Origin of the sequence: Streptomyces sp. CB00316 (assembly GCF_001905595.1) — a bacterium.
In the GTDB taxonomy this organism is placed as follows: Bacteria; Actinomycetota; Actinomycetes; order Streptomycetales; family Streptomycetaceae; genus Streptomyces.
Genome location: NZ_LIXI01000011.1, coordinates 104,000 through 125,929 on the forward strand (window position 1 = coordinate 104,000; position 21,930 = coordinate 125,929).

At 72.5% G+C, this 21,930-nt stretch carries 23 protein-coding genes; 7 read left to right on the forward strand and 16 right to left on the reverse strand.

Going from position 1 to position 21,930, the window contains the following annotated elements; translation table 11 throughout:
• Positions 1–26: 26 nt before the first annotated feature.
• Positions 27–827, reverse strand: a complete 801-nt coding sequence (locus AMK21_RS27395; protein WP_073881866.1) for a LysR family transcriptional regulator substrate-binding protein — start codon at positions 825–827, stop codon at positions 27–29.
• A gap of 91 nt (positions 828–918) precedes the next feature.
• Here AMK21_RS27395 and AMK21_RS27400 point away from each other — a divergent pair, with 91 nt between their 5' ends.
• On the forward strand, positions 919–1,311 hold the full coding sequence (locus tag AMK21_RS27400; RefSeq protein ID WP_073881867.1) for a DUF5997 family protein: 393 nt from the start codon (positions 919–921) through the stop codon (positions 1,309–1,311).
• A 128-nt stretch (positions 1,312–1,439) separates the two neighbouring features.
• On the opposite strand, the gene AMK21_RS27405 is transcribed toward AMK21_RS27400, so the two are convergent.
• The 4 genes from AMK21_RS27405 to AMK21_RS27420 form a co-directional block, all read right to left on the reverse strand.
• Positions 1,440–1,937 (reverse strand): peptidylprolyl isomerase, encoded by a 498-nt coding sequence (locus AMK21_RS27405; protein WP_073881868.1) that lies wholly within the window; start codon positions 1,935–1,937, stop codon positions 1,440–1,442.
• Between the two features lie 75 nt (positions 1,938–2,012).
• Positions 2,013–3,182: a serine hydrolase domain-containing protein gene (locus AMK21_RS27410; RefSeq protein ID WP_073881869.1), complete on the reverse strand. Its 1,170-nt coding sequence runs from the start codon at positions 3,180–3,182 to the stop codon at positions 2,013–2,015.
• A gap of 87 nt (positions 3,183–3,269) precedes the next feature.
• Positions 3,270–3,845, reverse strand: a complete 576-nt coding sequence (locus tag AMK21_RS27415) for a histidine phosphatase family protein (RefSeq protein ID WP_073882105.1) — start codon at positions 3,843–3,845, stop codon at positions 3,270–3,272.
• Positions 3,846–3,927: 82 nt separating this feature from the next.
• On the reverse strand, positions 3,928–5,397 hold the full coding sequence (locus AMK21_RS27420) for a PLP-dependent aminotransferase family protein (RefSeq protein WP_073881870.1): 1,470 nt from the start codon (positions 5,395–5,397) through the stop codon (positions 3,928–3,930).
• Between AMK21_RS27420 and AMK21_RS27425 the strand changes: the two genes are divergently transcribed.
• Both AMK21_RS27425 and AMK21_RS27430 read left to right on the forward strand, forming a co-directional pair.
• Positions 5,396–6,448: a DMT family transporter gene (locus AMK21_RS27425; protein ID WP_073881871.1), complete on the forward strand. Its 1,053-nt coding sequence runs from the start codon at positions 5,396–5,398 to the stop codon at positions 6,446–6,448. The genes AMK21_RS27420 and AMK21_RS27425 overlap by 2 nt on opposite strands.
• A 49-nt stretch (positions 6,449–6,497) precedes the next feature.
• Positions 6,498–6,707 (forward strand): DUF1918 domain-containing protein, encoded by a 210-nt coding sequence (locus AMK21_RS27430; RefSeq protein ID WP_018515301.1) that lies wholly within the window; start codon positions 6,498–6,500, stop codon positions 6,705–6,707.
• Positions 6,708–6,758: 51 nt separating this feature from the next.
• On the opposite strand, the gene AMK21_RS27435 is transcribed toward AMK21_RS27430, so the two are convergent.
• Complete coding sequence (locus tag AMK21_RS27435; protein ID WP_107430001.1) at positions 6,759–7,997, reverse strand: glycoside hydrolase family 10 protein; 1,239 nt, start codon at positions 7,995–7,997, stop codon at positions 6,759–6,761.
• A gap of 229 nt (positions 7,998–8,226) precedes the next feature.
• Between AMK21_RS27435 and AMK21_RS27440 the strand changes: the two genes are divergently transcribed.
• The 3 genes from AMK21_RS27440 to AMK21_RS27450 all read left to right on the forward strand — a co-directional run bounded on the left by AMK21_RS27440 (position 8,227) and on the right by AMK21_RS27450 (position 10,064).
• Complete coding sequence (locus AMK21_RS27440; RefSeq protein ID WP_073881873.1) at positions 8,227–9,084, forward strand: 3-hydroxybutyryl-CoA dehydrogenase; 858 nt, start codon at positions 8,227–8,229, stop codon at positions 9,082–9,084.
• Between the two features lie 264 nt (positions 9,085–9,348).
• Positions 9,349–9,663, forward strand: a complete 315-nt coding sequence (locus AMK21_RS27445) for a hypothetical protein (protein WP_073881874.1) — start codon at positions 9,349–9,351, stop codon at positions 9,661–9,663.
• Positions 9,664–9,779: 116 nt separating this feature from the next.
• A complete protein-coding gene (locus AMK21_RS27450; protein ID WP_073881875.1) occupies positions 9,780–10,064 on the forward strand; it encodes a tail fiber domain-containing protein in 285 nt (94 codons plus the stop codon).
• Positions 10,065–10,492: 428 nt separating this feature from the next.
• Here AMK21_RS27450 and AMK21_RS27455 read toward each other — a convergent pair whose 3' ends face one another.
• The 9 genes from AMK21_RS27455 to infC all read right to left on the reverse strand — a co-directional run bounded on the left by AMK21_RS27455 (position 10,493) and on the right by infC (position 20,439).
• Entirely contained in the window at positions 10,493–11,020 is a 528-nt protein-coding gene (locus AMK21_RS27455) for an NUDIX domain-containing protein (RefSeq protein WP_073881876.1), read from the reverse strand.
• A gap of 86 nt (positions 11,021–11,106) precedes the next feature.
• Positions 11,107–12,456, reverse strand: a complete 1,350-nt coding sequence (locus tag AMK21_RS27460; protein ID WP_073881877.1) for a transcriptional regulator — start codon at positions 12,454–12,456, stop codon at positions 11,107–11,109.
• A 417-nt stretch (positions 12,457–12,873) separates the two neighbouring features.
• On the reverse strand, positions 12,874–15,387 hold the full coding sequence (pheT, locus tag AMK21_RS27465) for a phenylalanine--tRNA ligase subunit beta (protein WP_073881878.1): 2,514 nt from the start codon (positions 15,385–15,387) through the stop codon (positions 12,874–12,876).
• Positions 15,387–16,526 carry a phenylalanine--tRNA ligase subunit alpha gene (pheS, locus tag AMK21_RS27470; RefSeq protein ID WP_073881879.1) on the reverse strand — a complete coding sequence of 380 codons (1,140 nt, stop codon included), beginning with the start codon at positions 16,524–16,526 and terminating at the stop codon, positions 15,387–15,389. Before pheS ends, pheT begins: the two co-directional genes overlap by 1 nt.
• Positions 16,527–16,642: 116 nt before the next feature.
• Entirely contained in the window at positions 16,643–17,788 is a 1,146-nt protein-coding gene (locus AMK21_RS27475; RefSeq protein ID WP_073881880.1) for a sensor histidine kinase, read from the reverse strand.
• A gap of 172 nt (positions 17,789–17,960) precedes the next feature.
• Positions 17,961–18,806 (reverse strand): TrmH family RNA methyltransferase, encoded by an 846-nt coding sequence (locus AMK21_RS27480; RefSeq protein WP_073881881.1) that lies wholly within the window; start codon positions 18,804–18,806, stop codon positions 17,961–17,963.
• Positions 18,807–18,920: 114 nt separating this feature from the next.
• Positions 18,921–19,304: a 50S ribosomal protein L20 gene (gene rplT, locus AMK21_RS27485; protein WP_007457565.1), complete on the reverse strand. Its 384-nt coding sequence runs from the start codon at positions 19,302–19,304 to the stop codon at positions 18,921–18,923.
• A 108-nt stretch (positions 19,305–19,412) separates the two neighbouring features.
• Positions 19,413–19,607, reverse strand: coding sequence for a 50S ribosomal protein L35 (rpmI, locus tag AMK21_RS27490; protein ID WP_003970213.1), 195 nt, complete (start codon positions 19,605–19,607; stop codon positions 19,413–19,415).
• Between the two features lie 121 nt (positions 19,608–19,728).
• Complete coding sequence (gene infC / locus AMK21_RS27495; RefSeq protein WP_214961713.1) at positions 19,729–20,439, reverse strand: translation initiation factor IF-3; 711 nt, start codon at positions 20,437–20,439, stop codon at positions 19,729–19,731.
• 323 nt (positions 20,440–20,762) lie between these two features.
• Here infC and AMK21_RS27500 point away from each other — a divergent pair, with 323 nt between their 5' ends.
• A complete protein-coding gene (locus AMK21_RS27500) occupies positions 20,763–21,128 on the forward strand; it encodes a DUF1844 domain-containing protein (protein ID WP_073881883.1) in 366 nt (121 codons plus the stop codon).
• Positions 21,129–21,195: 67 nt separating this feature from the next.
• On the opposite strand, the gene AMK21_RS27505 is transcribed toward AMK21_RS27500, so the two are convergent.
• Complete coding sequence (locus AMK21_RS27505; RefSeq protein WP_073881884.1) at positions 21,196–21,924, reverse strand: SseB family protein; 729 nt, start codon at positions 21,922–21,924, stop codon at positions 21,196–21,198.
• Positions 21,925–21,930 lie beyond the last annotated feature (6 nt).

Below are 21,930 nucleotides of genomic sequence, written 5' to 3' on the forward strand. Positions count from 1 at the left end.
GTCGTACGGGGGTGGGGAGAGCGGCTTCAGCGGCCGCGCGGCTTTCCGCGCTTGCCGCCCGACTGGCCGGCCCTGCCTCCCTTGGGGGCGCCCGCGCGGCGGCCGGTGCCGGTCTGCTTCCCGCCGGGTGCGGGCTTGCGCCCGGAGCCGGCGGCCGTGCCGGCCCGCTTGGCCTTCGCCTTCTCCTTCGCCGACGGCTGCGGCGGGGTGGCGGCGCGGCCCCGGGTGCTGTTGACCGTGCGCCCCCGGACGATGCCGATGAACTCCTCCACCAGATCGGGGGTGGGCTCCTCCTGCGGCCACGACAGGGCCACGCGGGACTCGGGGGCCTCCAGGACCGGCCGGTAGGTGAGGTCCTTGCGGTGGTGCAGGCGTGCCAGGGACTGCGGGACGAGGAGCACGCCCACGCCCGCCGCCACCAGCTCGATCGCGTCCGCCGTGGTGGCCGGGCGCTCGATCGCGGGGCGGCCGGGGAGCGCCTCCCAGTCGAGGAGGTCGTCGAGCGGGTGCAGGACGATCTCGTCCGCCAGATCGGGGAGCGTGACCTCCTCCGCGGCCGTGGCGGCGTGATCCTTGGGGATCACCACGACCGTCGTCTCGGTGTACAGGGGGATCGCGCTGAGCACGTCCCGGTCGACCGGCAGCCGTACGAGCCCGGCCTCCGCTCCCCCGTCCGCCAGCAGCCGCGGGGCCTCGGCCGCGGAGACCTGGACGAGCTCCAGGGGGGTGCCGGGCAGCCGCTCGTGCCAGACCCTCACCCACTTGGTCGGCGTCACGCCGGGTACGTACGCGAGCCTGAAGGATGAGGGGGTGTCCGAGCCTGTCACGGATCCAGGCTACCGGCCGCCCCGCCGGTGGTCGGCCACCGGTCGGCGGTCAGTGGTCGGAGGTGTGTCCCATGGTCGATACCCTGGACCCATGACGTCGCACAAGACCGCCCAGACCATGAAGCCCGCCACCGCGGCGAAGAAGCTGGGTGTGTACCTCCAGGCCACGCCCGCCGAGTTCCAGGAGGGTGCCGTCTCGCGCACCGAGCTCAACGCCCTCCAGACCGACCCGCCCGCGTGGCTGGTCGAGCTGCGCCGTAACGGACCGCACCCCCGTCCGGTGGTCGCGGCGAAGCTCGGCATCTCCATCGCGGGGCTCGCCCGCGGCGGGGTCACCGACGCCCTCACCACCGAGCAGGTCGACGCCCTGAAGGACGAGATGCCCGAGTGGCTCCAGAAGGAGCGGGCCACCCAGGCGGAGGTCCGCAAGGAGGCCGCCCGCATCAAGGAGCGCAACGCGGAGCGCGCCGCCCAGTCGCACTGACCGCGGACGACGCAGACGACGCAAAGACCAGGAAGCCCGGCCGACGCGGTGCGTCGGCCGGGCTTCCTGCCTGCCGGGAGGCCGGGGTGCCGGGATACGGCATCCCGGGCCCGAAGGCCCCGTTCCGGTCAGAGAACGCCGGACTCGGCGATGGTGACCTTGGCGCGGGTGCGGCCGCTGGAGGAGCCGAGCGCCTCGATCTTGCGAACCAGCTTCATGCTGTCGTCGTCGGCGACCTCACCGAAGACCACGTGCTTGCCGTCCAGCCACGGGGTGAGCACCGTGGTGATGAAGAACTGCGAGCCGTTGGTGTTCGGGCCGGCGTTGGCCATGGAGAGCAGGCCGACGCGGTCGTGCTTGAGCTTGAAGTTCTCGTCGGCGAACTTCTCGCCGTAGATGCTCTTGCCGCCGGTGCCGTCGCCGCGGGTGAAGTCCCCGCCCTGGAGCATGAAGTCGGTGATGACGCGGTGGAAGGACGAGCCGGCGTAGCCGAAGCCCTTCTCGCCGGTGGCGAGCGCGCGGAAGTTCTCCGTCGTCTTGGGGACGACGTCGTCGAACAGGTTGAACGTGATCCGCCCTGCGGGCGCGTCGTCGATGGTGATGTCGAAGTAGACCTTGGTTGTCATGGTGACATCCTCACATTCCTGGCAACCGCAGGCGAAACCCGGGTTGGGTCGGTGGTGTGGAATGTCGCCTTCCGCTCACTCCCGGCCGGCGTCCCCGAGGGCCGCGTAGACCGCGTCGACCAGGGCCGTCTTGCGGGGGTCGTCGGCCACGCCGGAGCCCATCCGGTTCATGACGTACCCGAGGGCGATTCCCGCATCCGGGTCGGCCAGACCGCAGGAACCGCCCGCCCCGTCGTGGCCCATCGCCCGGGGGTCGGGGCCGTAGGAGCGGTTGCGGCCGCTCAGCCAGAGGCCGAGGGCGATTTCCGTCTCGTGGGCGAAGGCGTCGCCCAGGACCAGGTCGCGGCAGGCGCCCTGGCTCTCGCGGACCCGTTCGGCGGACCGCTCGGAGAGGATCCGGTGGCCGCCGAGGCTGCCGCGTCCGGCGAGGATCCCGTAGAGCGCGGCGACCGCGCGGGCGGTGCCGTGGCCGTTGGCGGCGGGGATCTCGGCGGCGCGCCACCCGGGGGTGTTGGCTGCGGCCCGGCCGGTGGGCGGGTTGAGCAGGGAGGCGACGGCCACCGGTGCCATCCGGGCCAGCAGGGCGGCCTGGGCGTCGCGGTCGGCGCGCTCCTGGACGAGTTCGGCGAGCCGGTGGGTCTCCTTCTCGGGGAGGCCGAAGGTGAAGTCGATGCCCAGCGGTCCGGTGATCTCCTGCCGCAGGAACTCCCCGGGCAGCAGCCCGCTGACCCGGCGGACCACCTCACCGACGAGGAAGCCGTACGAGATCGCGTGGTAGCCGGACCGGGTCCCGGGCTCCCACATGGGCGCGGTGGCGGCGAGCCGGGCGCAGGTCAGCTCCCAGTCGTACAGCTCGTCCAGGGTGTGCGGCGTGCCGACCCCGGCGACCCCGGAACGGTGCGAGAGGAGGTGGCGGACGAGGACGGCTTCCTTTCCGTTGGCCGCGAACTCCGGCCAGTACGTGGCTACCGGCGCGTCCAGGTCGAGGAGGCCACGGTCCGCGAGGATGTGGGCGCAGAGCGCGGTGGGGCCCTTGCTCGTGGACCAGACGTTGACCAGGGTGTCCCGCTCCCAGGGGCGGGTGCGGGCCTCGTCCGCCCAGCCGCCCCAGAGGTCCACCACGGGGATCCCGTCGGCGAGGACGGTGACCGCCGCGCCCAGTTCGCCGCGGGCGGTGAAGTTCTCCTCGAAGGCGTGCCGGACGCCGGCGAAACGGTCGTCGCAGTGGCCGTGGATCTGCGGCACCTGGGCTCCTTCTGTACGTTACGGGACCGATACCCCTGCAACGTACCGACCGGTCGGACTGGAAGGAAGAGCGCGTGCCCGACGGGGTCAGCGGACGCCGGACTCCAGGCTCAGGCTCCAGCGGCCGGGCGCGCCGGCGAGCGTGATCGTGGAGAGCGGGCGGACGTCCACGTTCCAGTACGCCGTCGGCGGCACGTTCAGCGCGTAGACCAGGGCCGCGCGGATCACGGCGGGTTCGGCGACCGCGACGATGAACCCGTCGCAGGCCGGGCGGGTGTCCAGCCAGCCTCCGATCCGCCGGATGAAGGCGAGGAGGGACTCGCCGCCGTGCGGGGAGCCGCCCGGGTCGGCGAGCCAGGCGTCGACGGCGGCCGGTTCGCGGGCGGCGACCTCGGCCAGGGCCATACCGCGCCAGCGGCCCATGTCGCAGTCGCGGAGGGCGGGCTGGGCCATCGGGGCGTAGCCGAGCGCGTCGCCGGTGGCACGGCTGCGGGGGGTGGGCGAGCAGTACCGCAGTTCGGCGGCCCCGAGCGGGATCAGGGTGTGGGCGACCAGCCGTACCTCGTGCCAGCCGGCCCGGTCGAGCGGCCGGTCGTCGTCGAAGCGCTCGGCCAGGCGGGGCGACGTGCGCGCCGCCGCGACCAGGGTGACCCGATGCGTCATGGCCGGATGCGTCATGGCCGGATCGTGGTGCCGAACGCCTGTCCGGTCAAGAGGGCGCCAAGAGGGCCCTGACCGCGTCCGGTCAGCCGCCGGACGGCGCCGGCGCCCGGAGCCCGTCGTATGCCGTGCGGAGCCGGCGCACGCCCTCCGCGATCTCGGCCGCTCCGGAGACCGCGGCGAAGCTCAGCCGGACGTGTCCCGCCGGGGGTTCGGCGCAGAAGTACGGGCCGCCCGGGGCGATGGCGACCGAGGCGCGCAGGGCGGCGGAGGCGACGGCCGCCTCGTCGGGGCCCGTTCCCGCGCCGGTCGCCGGGATCCGCGCCCAGAGGCTGCCGCCGCCCGCCGGCACGTGGGGCAGGGCGAACTCCGGCAGTTCGGAGTGGAGGGCGGCGGCCATCACCGTACGGCGGCTCCCCAGCTCCGCCGCCACCGCCGCCAGGTGGCGGCCCCATGACGGGGAGCCGACGAGTTCGAGCGCGGCCTCCTGGAGCGGCCTCGGTACGAAGAAGCTGTCGACGACCTGAATGGCGCGCAGGCGCTCCAGCACCGGGCCCCGGGCGGCCAGCGCGCCGACCCGGAGGCTGGGCGAGGTGACCTTGGTGAGCGAGCAGACGTGGACGACCACCCCGTCGGGGTCGTCGGCGGCCAGCGGCGCCGGGAGCGGTCCGGCGCCCTCGTGGACGAGCCGCCGGGCGAAGTCGTCCTCGACGACGAACGCCCCGGCCGCCCGGGCGATCGCCAGGATCTCGGGCCTGCGGGCGGGGGCGAGGGTGGCTCCGGTGGGGTTCTGGAAGAGCGGCTGGGTGACGAAGACCCGGGCCCCGGTGGCGCGGAAGGCGTCGGCGAGCAGCTCGGGCCGGACCCCGTCCGCGTCCATCGGGACGGGGACCGGGCGCAGCCCCGTGGCGCGGGCGACCGCGAGCATGCCGGGGTAGGTGGGCGACTCGACCAGGACCGGGGCGCCGGGCGGGGCGAGGGCGCGCAGGGCGGTGGCCAGGGCGCTCTGGCCGCCCGCGGTGATCAGGACGTCGGCGCCGGAGACGGCCGGGCCGATCTCGCGGGCGAACCAGGACCGCAGCTCGGGCAGCCCGTCCGTGGGCGGGCGGCCCCAGGCACCCGGGCGGCGGCCGGCCCGTGCGAGGGCGGCGGCCAGGGCCCGCTCCGGCTGGAGGGAGGCGTGGAGGTAGCCGCCGTTGAACTCGATGGTGCCGGGCGGTGGTGCGGCGAGGGTGGCCAGGACCCCGGAGGCGTCGACGGTACGGGGCACGACCTCGGGTCCGCCGTCGCCGCTCAGCGACACCTCCTGCCAGGACGTGTCGCCGGGGGCGGGGATCTCGGCGCGGGGCTCGGCCCGGAAGGCGCCGGACCCGGGGCGGGTGGTGACGAGCCCTTCGGCGGCGAGCTGGGCGATGGCGCGGGAGACGGTGACCGGGCTGACCCGGAAGCGTTCGACGAGCGCGCGGCTGGACGGCAGCTTCCCACCGGGCGAGTAGCGGTTGAGCTCGGCTCGCAGGGAAGTGACCAGTTCGGCGACGCTGCTACGCTCTTGCATGAGAGCACAGGATAGCGCTACCGGTTCCGGAACGATAGCGGTCGATGCCGGTACGGAGACCTCCCCGACGCCCGGTCCCGGCGCGCCGCAGCACACTGCCAAGGCCCTCGCCCCGGACGCGCCGCCGCACACCGCGCAGGCCCCCGCCCGCCGTGGCACGCTCCTCGCCGCGCTCGGCGTCGTGGCGTTCTCGCTCACCTTCCCCTCCACCGCCTGGGGCCTGGAGAGCTTCGGCCCCTGGTCCCTCGTCGCTCTGCGCTCCACGCTCGCCGCCCTGATCGCGGGTGGCTTCCTGCTGGCGGTCCGGGCACCGGTGCCCGCGCGCCGCCACTGGGGCGGGCTCGCGGTGGTGGCGGGCGGTGTGGTGATCGGGTTTCCACTGCTGACGACCCTCGCCCTCCAGACCTCCACCACCTCGCACGCGGCCGTGGTCGTGGGGCTGCTGCCGCTGACGACCGCGGTGCTGGGATCCCTCCGTACCGGCGAACGCCCTTCCCGTACGTTCTGGGTCGCGGCCCTCGCCGGGGCGGCCGTCGTCATCGGCTTCACCGTGCAGCAGAGCGGCGGCGCCCTGACCTCGGGCGACCTGTATCTGTTCGGCGCGCTGCTGGTGTGCGCGGCCGGGTACACCGAGGGCGGCCGGCTGGCCCGGGTGATGCCGGGGTGGCAGGTGATCGGCTGGGCGCTGATCCTCTGCCTGCCGCTCGCGGTCGCGGGCAGCGCGGTGGCCCTGCCGCTGGAGCCGGTCCACCTCACCGCGCACGGCGTCCTCGGCCTGGTATGGGTGGCCGCCGGGTCGACGTTCTTCGGGCTGTACGTCTGGTACAAGGGCATGGCCGCGATCGGTGTCCCCCGGGCCAGTCAACTCCAGCTCGCGCAGCCGCTGCTGACGCTGGCGTGGTCGTTCCTGCTGCTCGGCGAGGAGGTGTCGGCGGCGGCTCCCCTAGCGGCGGTGGCGGTGCTGGTCTGCATCGCCGCCACCCAGCGGACGGGCCGCCGGGGCCGGGCGGCGCCGCGTTCAGCAGGGGAAACCGAGCCCGTACGGTCATAGACTTGGCCGTACGGACAGGCGGACCGTCACCGTGAGGAGGTCACTCCCGATGGAGGCACACGCGGGCGACCGGCTGCTGATGCACGGCAGGACCGTGGGACAGCACGACCGGGTCGCAGAGATCATCGAAGTGCTCGGGGACGGGGGCGCCCCTCCGTACCGGCTCCGTTTTCCCGACGGCCACGAACACCTGATGTCCCCCGGCCCCGACAGCGTCGTCCAGCACATCGAGGCGCCCCAGGGCCGGCAGCCGCAGTAGGAGGGACCGGGGCCGGGGTCCGAGCGGACCCCGGCCCCTCACACCACCGGGTCAGCGCGGCGCGCGGGCCACGTCCTGGTAGTGGTCGGCGACCACTTGGGCCATCGCGCCGATCCGGTCTGTCGCCACATGCTTGGCGGAGAAGAAGACGTGCCCGCCCACCTCCTCGTGGTCCCGGGCGAGGGTGAGGTGCCGGGAGAGCTCCGCCGGGTCCTGCCAGGGCACGGGCTGGGCCGGGTCACCCGCCTTGTACAGCGCCTCCCCCACGTACAGGCCCACGCCCGTGCCCCGCACGGTCGCGGCCCACCAGGCGAGGACCTTGGCGTAGTCGGCGGTGGCGAGGCCGATGTGCCAGTAGATCTGCGGGCAGATGTAGTCGATCCACCCTTCCTCGACCCACTTCCGGGTGTCGGCGTGCAGGTCGTCGTACGTCTCCACGCCCGCCCGGGTGTCGGAGCCCAGCGGGTCGGTGGCCTTGTTCCGCCAGACCGCGAAGGGGCTGATGCCGAAGCGGACCCCCTGCCGGGTCTCCCGGATCCGCTCGCCCATCTCACGTACCAGCCGGTCCACGTTGTCGCGGCGCCAGGCGGCCCTGTCCGGGAAGCCGGCGCCGTACCGCTCGTAGGCGGCGTCGTCCTTGAACGCCTGGCCCGCCACCGGATACGGGTAGAAGTAGTCGTCCCAGTGCACCGCGTCGATCTCGTAGCGGCGCACGGCGTCCAGCATGGCGTCCTGGACGAAGCGGCGGACCTCCGGCAGGCCCGGGTTGTAGTAGAGCTTCCCGCCGTAAGGCAGGACCCAGCCGGGGTTGCGCCGGGCCGGGTGGGAGGCGGTGAGGCGGGAGGGGTCCGTGTGGTTCGCCACCCGGTACGGGTTGAACCAGGCGTGCAGCTCCAGACCCCGGTCGTGCGCCTCCCGGACGGCGGTGGCCAGCGGGTCCCAGCCCGGGTCCTGGCCCTGGACGCCGGTGAGGCAGTCGGCCCACGGTTCGTACGGTGAGGGCCACAGGGCGTCCGCGGTGGGGCGGACCTGGAGGACCACCGCGTTGAGCCGCAGCCGGACCGCCCGGTCCAGGTGGGCGATGAGCTCGGCCTCCTGCGCGGCCGCCGTCAGGCCCTTCCGGGAAGGCCAGTCCAGGTTGGCGACCGTGGCGACCCACACGCCGCGCAGCTCACCCCGCGCGAACCGGTTTTCGCCGCCGCCTCCTCCCCGTACCGCCCGGGCCGTCCGCGCGGCCACCGCGTCACCGCCCGTCGTCATCGCCGCCACCAGTCCGGCCGCACCCGCCACGAGCGATCTCCGGGTCATTCCTGTACGTCGCATGCGCCACACTCGTCCCTTCACGTCGAACACCACCCCCCTCGCTGTACGTAACAGGATCATGCCCGTCCGTAGCCGGACGACCCGCAGGTCACGGGGGTGGGCTCGCGGAGTAACGTCGTGGCGTCGAAGCGGGCACCGGAATCGCACGGGACCCTGCAATGCGGAGAACATCGAAAGGCACGAGGTGACGGACACTATGGCCGACATTGCACGCGTCGGGGTGGTCGGCTGTGGCCAGATGGGCGCAGGTATCGCGGAGGTGTGCGCACGCAGCGGCCTCGAAGTGAAGGTCGCCGAGACCACCGGCGAGGCGCTGGAGATCGGCCGCACCCGGCTGCACAACTCCCTCTCGAAGGCCGCCGAACGCGGCAAGATCACCGAGCAGGAGCGGGACGAGACCCTCGGCCGCCTGAGCTTCACCACCGACCTCGGGGAGTTCGCCGACCGCGACCTCGTCATCGAGGCCGTCGTTGAGAACGAGCAGGTCAAGACGGAGATCTTCCAGGTCCTGGACCAGGTCGTGACCCGGCAGGACGCGATCCTGGCCTCCAACACCTCCTCCATCCCGCTGGTGAAGCTGGCCGTCGCGACCTCGCGTCCGGACCGGGTCATCGGGATCCACTTCTTCAACCCGGCCCCCGTCCAGAAGCTGGTCGAGCTGATTCCGGCGCTGACCACGTCGGACGAGACGATCGCGCGCGCCGAGGCCGTCGTGCAGGGCGTGTTGGGCAAGCACCCGATCCGCGCCCAGGACCGGTCCGGCTTCGTCGTCAACGCGCTGCTGATCCCGTACCTGCTCTCGGCGATCCGGATGTTCGAGTCGGGCATCGCGAGCCGCGAGGACATCGACAACGGCATGGAGATGGGCTGCGCCCACCCGATGGGCCCGCTGAAGCTCGCGGACCTGATCGGCCTGGACACCGTGGCCTCGGTCGCCGACTCGATGTACGCCGAGTACAAGGAGCCCCTGTACGCCGCTCCCCCGCTGCTCCAGCGGATGGTCGACGCGGGCCGGCTCGGCCGCAAGACGGGGTCGGGCTTCTACGCCTACTGACCGTCCTACCGGCGGGCCCGGCGCGCTCACCCCGCCGGGCCCACCGGGGCACGTTGCCCGAGGTCAGGACCGTGTGCGGTCCCGAAGCACCGTAGTCGGCGACCACCCACTACTGCGCTCGGTCACATGTGTGACTGAGCGACCTGGCTGGTGCTGTTCGCAAGCGTGCGGCCAGGGCAGCGCGGAAATCGACGTGCCCTTTGGGGCGATGGGCCGTTAGGGGTTTCGCGGATGCACTCGGCGTCCCGGATGGAGGGATGCTCGATGTCCACGAAGCGCGTTGCCCGTCGTCTGCTGGTGCTGACAGCCACGGCGGCTACCGGTACGGGTGCGTTGAGCGGCCCGGCCTTCGCGAGCACGAACATCCTGGCGGCCGGCAACGCCGCTTACGACACCACGATGATCAACCAGGACCGTGCGGTCACGGCGGTCGGCATGACGACTCACGGCAGCGGGGTGGGCAGCGGTCTGGTCCAGCTTCCGGTGAACAGTCCGGAGAACCGCGGTGGCGGGGGCAGCCTGCTCTTCTCGGACCGTGCACTGAAGACTGAGGTCACAGCGGTGGTCTGGGAGCGATGAGCTACCGGCGGTCGGGAAGGGTCCTGGCCAGGCTGTGGATGCACGCCCTGGGCAGGATGCGCCTGCGGCGGGGGGCTTCCGCGGCTGGTCTGGCGTCCGGTGCTGTGTCGGGTGCGGTGAGCGGTAGCGGTCCGGTCAACGGTTACGAGGTACTGGAACAGGTGGTGCGGCTACCGGTCAGCACGTGGCGGTACCACTGGGACCCGCCACACGTACGCCACCTGGGCCCCATGGCGCAGGACTGGTGGGAAGCCTTCGGGGTCGGCGAGAACGACCGGACGATTGGCTGCACCGATGCCAACGGGGTGGCCATCGTCGCCATCCAGGCACTGCACCGGGAACTGACCGAACTGCGAGGCGAAGTCGCGGCCCTACGGGCCGAGAGTTCCCGACGGGTGTAACCGAGCCGTGCACCTGAGCAGATGACATTCGGGAAAGCCTCAGACCATGCGGAGGAGTGCCCTGCGTGCCTGCGTGCCTGCTCGACTGCTCGACTGCTCGACTGCTCGACTGCTCGACTGCTCAGGGGTACCCGCTCAGCAGGCGTCGGTACCGGCTGGAGGACACCGAACGCGTCACCCTCGCCACCGTGGCGTCCGACACCTGCCCGCTCGCCGTGCGGCGCGCAGCGGCCGGGGCCCGGTTTTGGTGGCGCCCCGCCCCGGTCGGAGAGGCCGCCCCGCTGTCCGCTGCTCCCCGCTGCTCCCCTGGATGGTCGACGCGGGCCGCCTCGGCCGCAGGACGGGGTCGGGCTTCTACCCGTACCCCTGACTGTCCCGCCACTTCGTGGAGCCGGTCCCGGGCACCCCGAGGCCGGCTCCACATGCGTTCAGAGCCGCAAGTGGTGCAGCATCAGCAGCGCCGCCGCCATGTTCGCCGCGGGCACCTCGCCCCGGGCGATCATGTCCGGGATGAGCTTCAGCGGTATCCACTCACGGCGTGAGGACTCGAAGGCGTCCTGCGGAGGGCCCGTGTACTGCGCTTCTTCTGCCCAGTAGAGGTGGTGGCGGGCGTCGGTGAGGCCGTTGGCGGGCTCCACGGTGAGCAGGGGGCGCAGCGGGCCGGGGCGCCAGCCGGTCTCCTCCTCCATCTCGCGGGCCGCCGCCGCCGCGATGTCCTCGCCGTCCTCGACGACGCCCGCGGCCAGCTCCCACCCCCAGCTGTCGGTGATGAACCGGTGGCGCCAGAGCAGCAGCACCTCGTCCGCCGCGTTGACGACGGTGGCCGCGGCGACGGGCCTCAGCCGGATGACGTAGTGGTCGAGGTGGCTGCCGTCGGGCAACTCCACATCCGCCAGGTTCACCTGGAACCAACGGTTCTGATACACATTCTGTTCGCTTACGTTCGTCCACTGCACGGTTCTGCCGCCTTTCGACATGTTGGGGGCAACATGCCAGCAGGGTCAGCCGCCAAGCGGAACGAACGGCGGGTGCGCGGCGGAGCTCACAGAGGCACGCGGAGCGCCCCGTCGATCAGGCCGGCCGTCTGTACGGCGTCGGCGCAGCCGCTCTCCGCCAGCTCCCGCCGCACCTGGCGCAGCCGGTCGCGCAGCCGCTGGGACTCCATGCCCCGGGCCCGCTCGGCCATTTCGGCGGCGGTGGTGGCCGCCCGGTCCGGCTCGCCCTGGAGCAGTTCGATATGGCTGAGCATCGCGAGGCGGTGCACGCGCCCCCGGTCGTGCGCCGGGGCGCGCACCGCGGAGGCCGCGTGCTCCCGTGCTGCGGGCAGATCCCCGAGGCTGAGCAGCGCCTCCGCCACCTGGACGTCGACCAGCCCCGGCTGGACGTACCCGGTCTCGTCCGGCTCCCGCCCGGTGTGGATCCGGCCCGCCTGGGCCTCGGCCCGCCGGATGCAGGCGCGGGCGCTCGCCGCGTCGCCGAGGTGGGCGTACGCCTTGGCCTGCATGGCGTGCAGATCGGCGGCGAGCGCCGGAGTGATGTGGTCGCCTGCGGCCCGCAGCGCGGCTTCGGCGAAGGCGATGGAGCGGCGGTGGTCGCCGAGGAAGAGGGACTGGGTGACCAGCAGGGCGATCACATAGCCACCGAGCGCCCGGTCCCCGCTGGACTTGGCGAGCCGCAGTGCCTGGTGGAAGTAGCGCTGGGCGAGGCCGTGGGCGTCGGAGTCGTACGCGCAGATGCCGGCCATCGCCACCAGCGCCGCCGTCGCCCGGTGCAGGCGGCGGCCGACCTCGTCGCTGTAGCCGCCGCGCAGCAGTGGCGCGGCCTCGGCGTTGAGGAAGCGGACGATCCGGGGTCTGGTCGCGATGCCGCCCGCCTTGCGGTACATCTGCTCGTAGTGGTCGCGCGCGGACCGGAGCGTCTCTATGTCGGCGGCGCTGACCCGGCCGGGGCCCGGGCGGGAGACATCGGTGTCCTCCGGCGGGTTCTCCCACTCCCAGACCGGCATCACCGCCGTGGTCCCGGTGACGGCGGGGACGGTGGCCAGATGCGGGCGCTGCTGTTCGTCCGAGCGCCAGAGCGCGGTGGCCCGCTCGACGAAGCCGGAGAGGGAGGCGCTGTGGGGTGCGGTATCGGTGCCGTAGCCGCCGGGGACGCCCATGCCGATGTCGTCCAGCACGACCGGGCGTCCGAGCCGGCCGCCCAGCACCTCGCAGATCAGGTCCGGCACCTGGCCGCGTGGGCGCTGGCCCTTCAGCCAGCGGGAGACCGCGGTGTGTTCGTACCGCAGGCTCAGGCCGCGGGCCAGGCCCGCCCGGTTGACGTGACCGGCGAGCCCCGCCCGGGACATCCCGGCCTCGTCGATCAGGGATTCGAGCAGGACATTCGGCTCCATCGTCCCCCCAGGTGCGTGTCGCGATGAGCCTAGTCCAGCACGTTTCACACGGGGTGTGAACGGAATGCCCGAACCGTCGGGCTGTGCGCTCTGCCGCACCGGGGCGGGGCTCGGTTGAATGAGCTCCTCGCAAGAGGCGGCCGGGTCGTCGGCTCCCCCTCGTAACGGTTGACGACCCGCACCCGCGTCCGTCCGCACCGCCGGCCTGCCCGACACTCCGTGGCCGTGCGGACGGACGCCGGACCGCACGACCCACTGCCCAACGACGAAGGAGGGTGGCTGCGGGTCGGGGCCGGAACCGCGCTTCCTCCCGGTTCCGTGTCCGGTCCGCGTGCGGTCCCTCAGCCGCCCGGCGGGACAAGGAGAAGGGGCGTATCCGGTGGCCGGATACGCCCCTTCTCAACTCCTTGGCGGCTACTACGCTCCGCGCAGCACCGCGCCCGTGCGCTCGGCGGCCAGGGCCACCGCGCTGTCGCGGGCGGCCGATGCCTCGTCCACGGTCAGCGTGCGGTCGGCGGCGCGGAAGCGCAGCGCGTACGCCAGGGACTTGTTGCCCCCGCCGATCTGCTCGCCGGTGAAGACGTCGAACAGCCGCAGCGATTCGAGGAGTTCACCCGCGCCCTCGCGCAGCGCCCGCTCCACGTCGGCGGCCGGGATGTCCCCGGCGACGACGAGCGCGACGTCCTGGGTCGCCACCGGGAAGGTGGAGATCCGGGGTGCCTGGAGCGCTCCGTCGACGGCCTGCTCCAGGACGTCCAGCTCGACCTCCGCGGCGCAGGTCCGCTCGGGCAGGTGGAGCGTCTTGATGACGCGCGGGTGGAGTTCGCCCGCGTGCCCGAAGAGGGTCTCCTCGCCGTTCACCGTGACGTACAGCGCGGCGCAGCGGCCCGGGTGCCACGGGGCATGCTGGTCGGCGCGGACGGTGACCTCCACGCCGGCCTCGGCCGCGATGGACCGGGCGGCCTCGACGGCGTCCGCCCAGGTCGCCGGGGTGCCCTTGCCCCACCAGCCGGCCTGCTCGCGGGCGCCCGCGAGGACGACGGCGGCGCGGCGCGGCTGACGCGGGAGGGCCGCGTCCAGTCCGGCGATCTCCTCGTCGGTGGGACGGCGGTCGACGGGCAGGCGGACCGCCCGCTTCTCCTCGCCGGTCGGCCGGAAGACCAGGCCGGTCTCGAAGAGCGCCAGGTCGTGGCTGCCGCGGCCGTCGTTGCGCCGCAGTGCGCCGAGAAGGCCCGGCAGCAGCGTGGTGCGCAGCGCCGGCTCCTCGTCGGAGAGCGGGTTGACGAGCTTGACCGTACGGCGGCGGGCGTCGTCCGCCTCCAGGCCGAGCTGGTCGAGGACCGCGTCACCGATGAACGGGTAGCTCAGCGCCTCGACGTATCCGGCTCCGGCCAGCACCCGGCCGATGCGGCGATGCAGCCGCTGGCGGTCGGTGAGACCGCGGCCGGAGGGGGGCTTCGGCAGGGTGGAGGGCAGGTTCTCGTAGCCCTCGAGACGGATGACCTCTTCGGCCAGGTCGTTCGGCTCGTTCAGGTCGGGCCGCCAGGACGGGACGGTGACGATCAGCTCGTCCTGCCCGTAGACGTCGCAGCCGACCTCCTGGAGGCGGCGGACGACGGTCTCGCGGCCGTACTCCACACCGGCCACCCGGTCGGGGTGGTTCGCCGGCATCGCGATGGTGCGCGGCGCGTGAGGCGCGGTGATCTCGGTGACCCCGGCCTCGGCGGTGCCGCCCGCGAGGAGGACCAGCAGGTCCACCGTGCGCTGCGCGGCAGCCGCTGCGGCCTGCGGGTCGACGCCGCGCTCGAAGCGCTTGGACGCCTCGGAGGACAGCTTGTGGCGGCGCGCGGTGCGGGCGATCGAGATCGCGTCGAAGTGCGCGGCCTCGATGACGACCTCGGTGGTGAGGGCCGACTCGCCGTCCGCGTCGGCGATCTCGGTGTTGGCGCCGCCCATGACACCCGCGAGGCCGATCGGCCCGCGGTTGTCGGTGATCACCAGGTCCTCGGCGTCCAGCACGCGCACGGTGCCGTCCAGCGTGGTGAGCTTCTCGCCCTGGGTCGCGCGGCGCACTCCGATCGGCCCGTCGACCCGGGTGCGGTCGTAGGCGTGCAGCGGCTGGCCGAGCTCCAGCATCACGTAGTTGGTGACGTCGACGGCCAGCGAGATCGGCCGCATCCCGGCCTTCTGGAGGCGGCGCTGCATCCAGATCGGGGAGCGGGCCTCGGGCTGGAGACCGGTCACGGTGCGGGCGGTGAAGCGGTCGCAGCCGATCGGGTCGGAGATCTGGACCGGGTAGCCGTACGCGTTGGGCGCGGGCACGTCCAGGAGCGCCGGATCGCGCAGCGGCAGCCCGTACGCGATGGCGGTCTCGCGGGCGACACCGCGCATCGAGAGGCAGTAGCCCCGGTCCGGGGTGACGGCGATGTCGAGGACCTCGTCGACGAGCTGGAGCAGCTCGATCGCGTCGGTGCCGACCTCGTGCTCCGGCGGCAGCACGATGATGCCGTGCGTGCCGTCGTCGCCCATGCCGAGCTCGTCGGTGGAGCAGATCATGCCGTGCGAGGTCTTGCCGTACGTCTTGCGCGCGGCGATCGCGAAGTCGCCGGGCAGGACCGCGCCCGGGAGGACCACGACGACCTTGTCGCCGACCGAGAAGTTACGGGCGCCGCAGACGATCTCCTGCGGTTCGCCGGTGCCGTTGGCGGAGCCGACGTCGACCGTGCAGAAGCGGATGGGCTTCTTGAACCCCTCCAGCTCCTCGATGGTCAGGACCTGTCCGACGACCAGGGGGCCCTTGAGGCCCGCACCGATCTGCTCGACGGTCTCGACCTCGAGGCCGACGGAGACGAGCTTGGCCTGTACGTCACGGCCGGTCTCCGTCGCCGGCAGGTCGACGTACTCCCGCAGCCAGGAAAACGGGACGCGCATCAGATCTCCATCCCGAACGGCCGGGTGAACCGGACGTCGCCCTCGACCATGTCTCGCATGTCTTCGACGTTGTGGCGGAACATCAACATCCGTTCGATGCCGAACCCGAAGGCGAATCCGCTGTACTTCTTGGGGTCGACCCCGCAGGCGGTGAGCACCTTGGGGTTGACCATGCCGCAGCCGCCGAGCTCGATCCAGCCCTCGCTGCCGCAGGTGCGGCAGGGCCGGTCCGGGTTGCCGACGGACTCGCCGCGGCAGACGTAGCAGACCATGTCCATCTCGGCGGACGGCTCGGTGAACGGGAAGAAGTTCGGCCGCAGCCGGGTCTTCATGTCCGGCCCGAAGAGCGCCTGGACCATGTGGTCGAGGGTGCCCTTGAGGTCGGCCATGGTGAGGCCCTCGTCGACGGCGAGCAGCTCGATCTGGTGGAAGACCGGGGTGTGTGTGGCGTCCAGCTCGTCGGTGCGGTAGACCCGGCCGGGGCAGACCACGTAGACGGGCGGCTTGCGCTCCAGGAGCGAGCGGGCCTGGACGGGCGAGGTGTGCGTGCGCAGCACGACGCCGGACTCGTCGCCCTCGGTCGCCTTCCCGTCGGGCGTGGTGCCCTGGACGAAGAAGGTGTCCTGCATCTGGCGGGCCGGGTGGTCGGGCACGAAGTTCAGGGCGTCGAAGTTGAACCACTCCGCCTCGACCTCGGGGCCCTCGGCGATCTCGTAGCCCATGGCCACGAAGACGTCCGCGACGCGCTCCATGATGGTCGTCAGCGGGTGGCGGGCGCCGGCCGGGACGCGGTCGTAGGGCAGCGTGACGTCCACGGCCTCCTCGACGAGCACCCGGGCGTCGCGCTCGGCCTCCAGCTCGGCCTGGCGGGCGGCCAGGGCCTTGGAGACGGCGCCGCGGGCCTGGCCCACGCGCTTGCCCGCCTCGGCCTTGGCCTGCGGGGGCAGGGCGCCGATCTCGCGGTTGGCGAGCGACAGGGGCGAGGTACCTCCGGTGTGCGCGGTCTTCGCCTGGGCGAGCGCGTCGAGGTCGCCGGCGGCGGCGAAGGCGGCGAACGCCTCGTCCCGCATGCGCTCGATCTCTTCCGGTTTCAGTGCCTCGACCTCGACTGGGTCGTACGACTTGTTCGGTGCCGACATCTCTTCCCGTGCTTCCGATTGGCTGGTGGCGCGACCCCGCTCGACGACTGGAGGACGCAAAGGTGCCAAAGGTCGAGTCTAAAGGCCGCAGGACGGTCGGGGCGCCCGTGGGCTGCTCACACCAGGTAGGCGGGCATGCTCACGGGCAGAATAAAACGGAACTCGGCCCCGCCGCCGGGCCCCCGGCCGACGGTGATGGTCCCGCCGTGCGCCTCGACGATGCCCTTGACGATGTAGAGGCCCAGTCCGGTGCCGCCGCGCTTGCTCCCCCGCCAGAAGCGGGTGAAGACACGGCCCATCGACTCCTCGGGGATGCCGGGGCCTTCGTCGCTCACGGTGACCGCCGTTCCCATCTCGTCGCAGGCACCCGGCGCGGGTGCGGGGGCGATATCGATGGTGACGGTTCCTTCGCCGTGGCGCACCGCGTTTTCCAGGAGGTTGCCGAGGATCTGGTCGATCTTGTCGGGGTCGGCCCACAGATCGGGCAGCGGCCCCCGGGCGCGGACCCGGAAGCGGTCGGGGGCCTGGCCGCCCGCGATGAGGGCCTGGATGTGGCGGGCGACGGCGGCGGCGATGTTGACGGGCTGGCGGCGCAGCTCCAGGCGGCCGGAGTCGATCCGGGAGATGTCGAGGAGCTCGGCGATGAGCCGGGTGACCCGGCCGGCGTCGGCGTCGACGGTCTCCAGCATCAGCCGCTTCTGGTCGTCGGTAAACCGCTCCCACTTGGCGAGCAGGGTGGCGGTGAACCCTTTCACCGAGGTCAGCGGGGAGCGCAGCTCGTGGGCGACGGTGGCGATCAGCTCGGCGTGGCTGCGTTCGGTACGCCGGCGGGCCTCGGTGCCGCGCAGCGAGACGACGACCCGGCACACCGGGCCGAGCGGATGCTCGCGTACGTACCGGGCGGAGACCAGCACCTCGCGGCCGCCGGGCAGCAGCAGGTTCCGCTCAGGCTGGCCGTTACGGGTGGCGAGGCCGCCGTACGGGTCGGTCAGCGCCCACCAGCGCTTGCCCTTGAGGTCCTCCAGCGGGAGGGCCACGTCCAGGGGGCGGCCGATCGCCCCGGCACGGGGGGTGGCGGTGATGCGGGTGGCGGCGGCGTTGAAGCAGACGACACGGCCGCTCCCGTCGGCGACGACGAGCCCGTCGGGCAGGTCGTCGGGGTCGAGGCCGGCGGAGAGGGCGTCCAGGTGTCCGAAGCCGGTGCCGTCCGCGCTGCCGACAGCGGTGTGCGCCGGTCGCGGCGAGCTCATGCCGACAGCCATTTTCCCCTATCCCCACCTCTCGAACCGGTGCAGTGGGCCCCCGAGTTCGTCACCCTACTAGCCGTCGGCGAGCCCGCGACACCCTGTGGGGGCGCGCGGTGGGAGTGCGCCGGTGGGCGGGGAAGCGGAATGGCCGGGACCGTTCGGTGACGGGCCGTCGGACGGCCTGCGATTACGCGTCGGGGGTGCGGCGCGGGCGCTGGGCGCGGGCGGAGGCATAGAGGCAGACGGCGGCGGCGGTGGCGAGGTTGAGGCTCTCCGCCTTGCCGTGGATGGGGACGCGGACGACGGCGTCGGCGAGCGCCCGGGTCTCCTCGGGCAGCCCCCAGGCCTCGTTGCCGAAGACCCAGGCGGTGGGCCCGCCCATGGTGCCGGCGTCCAGCTCGTCGTCCAGGTCGTCGTCCCCGGCCCCGTCGGCGGCGAGGATGCGCACCCCGGCGTCCCGGAGCCCCCGCACGGCCTGCTCGACGGGGACGCCGACGGCGACGGGCAGGTGGAAGAGCGAACCGACCGACGCCCGTACGGACTTGGGGTTGTACAGGTCCACGGAGGCATCGGTCAGCACCACGGCGTCGGCACCGGCCGCGTCGGCGCAGCGCAGTACCGTACCGGCGTTCCCGGGGTCGCGGACGTTGGCCAGAACCGCCACCAGGGTGGGCTTCGCGTCCAGGATCTCCTGGAACGGGGAGTCCAGGAAGCGGCAGACGCCGATCAACCCCTGCGGGGTGACGGTCTGCGAGACGTCGGCGAGGACGTCGTCGCCCGCCAGGTGGACCCTGGCCCCCGCGGCGTGGGCGGCGTCGACGATGTCGGCGTACCGGTCGGCGGCCTCGGGGGTGGCGAACAGCTCGATGAGCGTCGGCTCGCCGTCCCCGCCCCGGTGGGCGGCGGCCTCCCGCACGGCCTGGGGCCCCTCGGCGATGAACCTGCGCTCCTTGCCGCGGAAGTTGCGGCGGGCCAGCCGGCGGGCGGCGGCGACGCGCGGGGAGCGCGGGGAGATCAGTTCGGGGGTGCCCATGGTCGGCGACGAGCCTCTCTGGTGACGGCGGTGAAGTTCAGCGGCAACGCACCGGACCCGCAGACGGCGTGCGCCTGCGGGTCCGGTTCACGTACCTGGAAGGTGGCGCCTGGATCAGGCGGCCTTCGGGGCGTTGACGTCGCTCGGGAGGGCCTTCTGAGCGACCTCGACGAGAGCGGCGAACGCGTTGGCGTCGTTGACCGCGAGCTCGGCCAGGATCTTGCGGTCCACCTCGATGTTGGCGGCCTTCAGACCCTGGATGAGGCGGTTGTACGTCATGCCGTTCTGGCGGGCAGCGGCGTTGATGCGCTGGATCCACAGCTGACGGAAGTCGCCCTTGCGCTTCTTGCGGTCGTTGTAGTTGTAGACCAGGGAGTGGGTGACCTGCTCCTTGGCCTTGCGGTACAGGCGCGAGCGCTGCCCGCGGTAGCCCTTGGCCGCCTCGAGGATTGCCCGGCGCTTCTTGTGGGCGTTGACTGCCCGCTTGACGCGTGCCACTAGTTGACTCCTTGTAGCGGGGCCGTGGGTGTCTTCACACGGCCCGGAAACGAATTGGTCCCGGTGTGATCGAGGTCGTGCCCCCGGAGAAGGTCCGGGGGCCGGACCTCACTTGCCGAGAAGCTTCTTGATCTTCTTGGCGTCGGCCGGAGCCACGACGACCGTGCCGGTCAGCGAGCGGGTCTTCTTGGACGACTTGTGCTCGAGAAGGTGGCGCTTGCCGGCCCTCTCACGGAGCACCTTGCCGGAGCCGGTGATCTTGAAGCGCTTGCTGGCACCGCTGTGCGTCTTGTTCTTCGGCATCGCGCCGTTCTCTCCTCGTCAGTGGCGCCCCTCACGGTGCCGGGCACCGGACTGCAGGGGCGTCAGATCTCTATGGGGATTCCGGGGGACCCGGGGGCGCCTGGATGGCAGCCCCCGAAGGTCACGCCTCGGAAGGTGTCTCGGCCGCTTCGGCCGGAGCCTCGGCGGTGTCGTGCTCGGGCGCGGCGTCGGTCGTGCCCTGACGCTCCGCCTTGCGGGCGGCCTGGGCCTCACGGGCCTCGGCCATGGCTTCGGTCTTCTTCTTGTGCGGGCCCAGAACCATGATCATGTTCCGGCCGTCCTGCTTCGGGTTGGACTCGATGAAGCCCAGGTCCTCCACGTCCGAAGCAAGACGCTGGAGCAGTCGGAAGCCCAGCTCCGGGCGGGACTGCTCACGACCACGGAACATGATCGTGATCTTGACCTTGTCGCCCTGCTTGAGGAACCGGACGACGTGACCCTTCTTGGTGTCATAGTCGTGCGGGTCGATCTTCGGCCGGAGCTTCATCTCCTTGATGACCGTGTGCGCCTGGTTCTTGCGCGCCTCACGGGCCTTCATGGCCGACTCGTACTTGAACTTCCCGTAGTCCATGAGCTTGCACACGGGCGGACGGGCTGTCGCCGCCACCTCGACCAGGTCGAGGTCATACTCCTGTGCGAGTTCCAGGGCCTTGGCAAGCGGAACAATCCCGACCTGCTCGCCACTGGGACCGACAAGTCGGACCTCGGGAACGCGAATCCGGTCGTTGATGCGGGGCTCGGCGCTGATGGATCCTCCTCGGTAGCACCACGCGACCGCCTGGCGGACAGCCGCGTTACGTGTGTGTCTCAAGACCAACCGAGCCGGAACGGCAAAAATGCCCCGGACGGGACACAGGCGGGGCTCCATCAACTACCGGAGCACCGCCGCGGTCAACCGCGGGGCGCATCGAGCGGCTCCATCGTCCGTACGGAACGATGGGGACCGCCTGACCGGTGACCCGCCGTCCGCGAGGACGGTCAGGTGGGAGATCGGAGCCTCCACTTGTGGGCCGAGCACATAGGTGTCCGGCCGGTCGTTACACAAGGTTAGCAGCCCGGTCGCGGGGGCGCTAATCCTGAGTCCGCGGGGCTCCCGGGCGAAGGGCGGCCGCCGCCGGGCCTTATCGTGTGGGCATGAGCGACGCGACCCCCACCAGCAGTGAGAACCCCGGCTTCGACGCCATGGCCCGCGACATCGCGGAGGTCCCGGCCGTCGAGGTCATCGTGACGGTCGCCGTCAACCTGATGAGCGCGGCGGCGGTGAAGCTCGGCCTCACCGAGGAGGGCGAGGACCACAAGGACCTCGACGAGGCCCGCAAGCTGGTCCACGCCCTGGCCGGCCTGCTGGACGCCTCCACCACGGAGATCAGCACCTTCCACGCCTCCCCGCTGCGCGACGGCCTGAAGTCGCTTCAGCTCGCCTTCCGCGAGGCCTCCCTGGTGCCGGACGAGCCCGGCCAGGGCCCCGGCGAGAAGTACACGGGCCCGGTCTACGGCTGAACACCTGTTCGTACGTGCGTGAGCCCGCCTCCCCTCGTCGGGGCGGCGGGCTCTCGCATGTCCGGGCTCAGCGGCTGAACAGGGGCTCCCCCGGCGCGGTGGCTCCGGCCGGCAGCAGGGCCAGGTCCAGCCCGCCGACCAGCCGGGCCCTCAGCGCCTCGCTGCCGGAGAGCGCCTCGGCGACCCGGCGGACCGCCTCGGCGGGGACCGCGTCCGGGGCGAGGACCAGGGCGAGGGTGCCGTCGGCCCGGCCCGGGCCGAGGTGCGCGCGGAGCACGGCGGGTTCGGCGGCGACGACCTCACGTACGGCGTCGATCACCGCGGGGTCCTGGAGCGGGTCGGTGCTGGTGCGGTTCTCGGCGAGCGCCAGAAGGGCCTGGCCGCTCAGCTCGAAGGCGACGGGCCCGGCGAGGTCCAGCACCACGGTGTCGGCCTTCTCGTGCGCGGCGGCCTGGAGGGCCTGGTGCAGCGGTACGGCGACGGGGCGGGCCTCGGGGTCCCAGCGGGCCAGCGAGTGGGTCGAGGTGAAGGCGGGCAGTGCGCGCCGGTCACCCGCCTTGAGGGTCGGGACGGCCATGTCGCTGGTCTTCTCACGCCGCAAGCCGTTCTCGTCCTCCTCGACCTCGCCGAGGACGGCGACGACGGGGACCAGGAGCCGGGCCTCGCGCAGCGCCGCCAGGACCGGGCCGACGGCGCTCCGGTCCCGCGACCAGGCGTCGAGTGCGCTGGTCAGGGCGGGGGAGGCCGAGCCGTCGTCGTCGGAGAAGCCGGAGTCCGGGATGTTCTTGAGCGCCACGGGACG

Bases quoted from the DNA above. Each gene is read 5' to 3' on its own strand.
- AMK21_RS27400 (WP_073881867.1), top strand. From the start codon at position 919: ATGACGTCGCACAAGACCGCCCAGACCATGAAGCCCGCCACCGCGGCG.
- AMK21_RS27405 (WP_073881868.1), bottom strand. From the start codon at position 1,937: ATGACAACCAAGGTCTACTTCGACATCACCATCGACGACGCGCCCGCA.
- AMK21_RS27415 (WP_073882105.1), bottom strand. From the start codon at position 3,845: ATGACGCATCGGGTCACCCTGGTCGCGGCGGCGCGCACGTCGCCCCGC.
- AMK21_RS27425 (WP_073881871.1), top strand. From the start codon at position 5,396: ATGAGAGCACAGGATAGCGCTACCGGTTCCGGAACGATAGCGGTCGAT.
- AMK21_RS27420 (WP_073881870.1), bottom strand. From the start codon at position 5,397: ATGCAAGAGCGTAGCAGCGTCGCCGAACTGGTCACTTCCCTGCGAGCC.
- AMK21_RS27430 (WP_018515301.1), top strand. From the start codon at position 6,498: ATGGAGGCACACGCGGGCGACCGGCTGCTGATGCACGGCAGGACCGTG.
- AMK21_RS27440 (WP_073881873.1), top strand. From the start codon at position 8,227: ATGGCCGACATTGCACGCGTCGGGGTGGTCGGCTGTGGCCAGATGGGC.
- AMK21_RS27445 (WP_073881874.1), top strand. From the start codon at position 9,349: ATGTCCACGAAGCGCGTTGCCCGTCGTCTGCTGGTGCTGACAGCCACG.
- AMK21_RS27460 (WP_073881877.1), bottom strand. From the start codon at position 12,456: ATGGAGCCGAATGTCCTGCTCGAATCCCTGATCGACGAGGCCGGGATG.
- pheT (WP_073881878.1), bottom strand. From the start codon at position 15,387: ATGCGCGTCCCGTTTTCCTGGCTGCGGGAGTACGTCGACCTGCCGGCG.
- pheS (WP_073881879.1), bottom strand. From the start codon at position 16,526: ATGTCGGCACCGAACAAGTCGTACGACCCAGTCGAGGTCGAGGCACTG.
- AMK21_RS27475 (WP_073881880.1), bottom strand. From the start codon at position 17,788: ATGGCTGTCGGCATGAGCTCGCCGCGACCGGCGCACACCGCTGTCGGC.
- AMK21_RS27480 (WP_073881881.1), bottom strand. From the start codon at position 18,806: ATGGGCACCCCCGAACTGATCTCCCCGCGCTCCCCGCGCGTCGCCGCC.
- rpmI (WP_003970213.1), bottom strand. From the start codon at position 19,607: ATGCCGAAGAACAAGACGCACAGCGGTGCCAGCAAGCGCTTCAAGATC.
- AMK21_RS27500 (WP_073881883.1), top strand. From the start codon at position 20,763: ATGAGCGACGCGACCCCCACCAGCAGTGAGAACCCCGGCTTCGACGCC.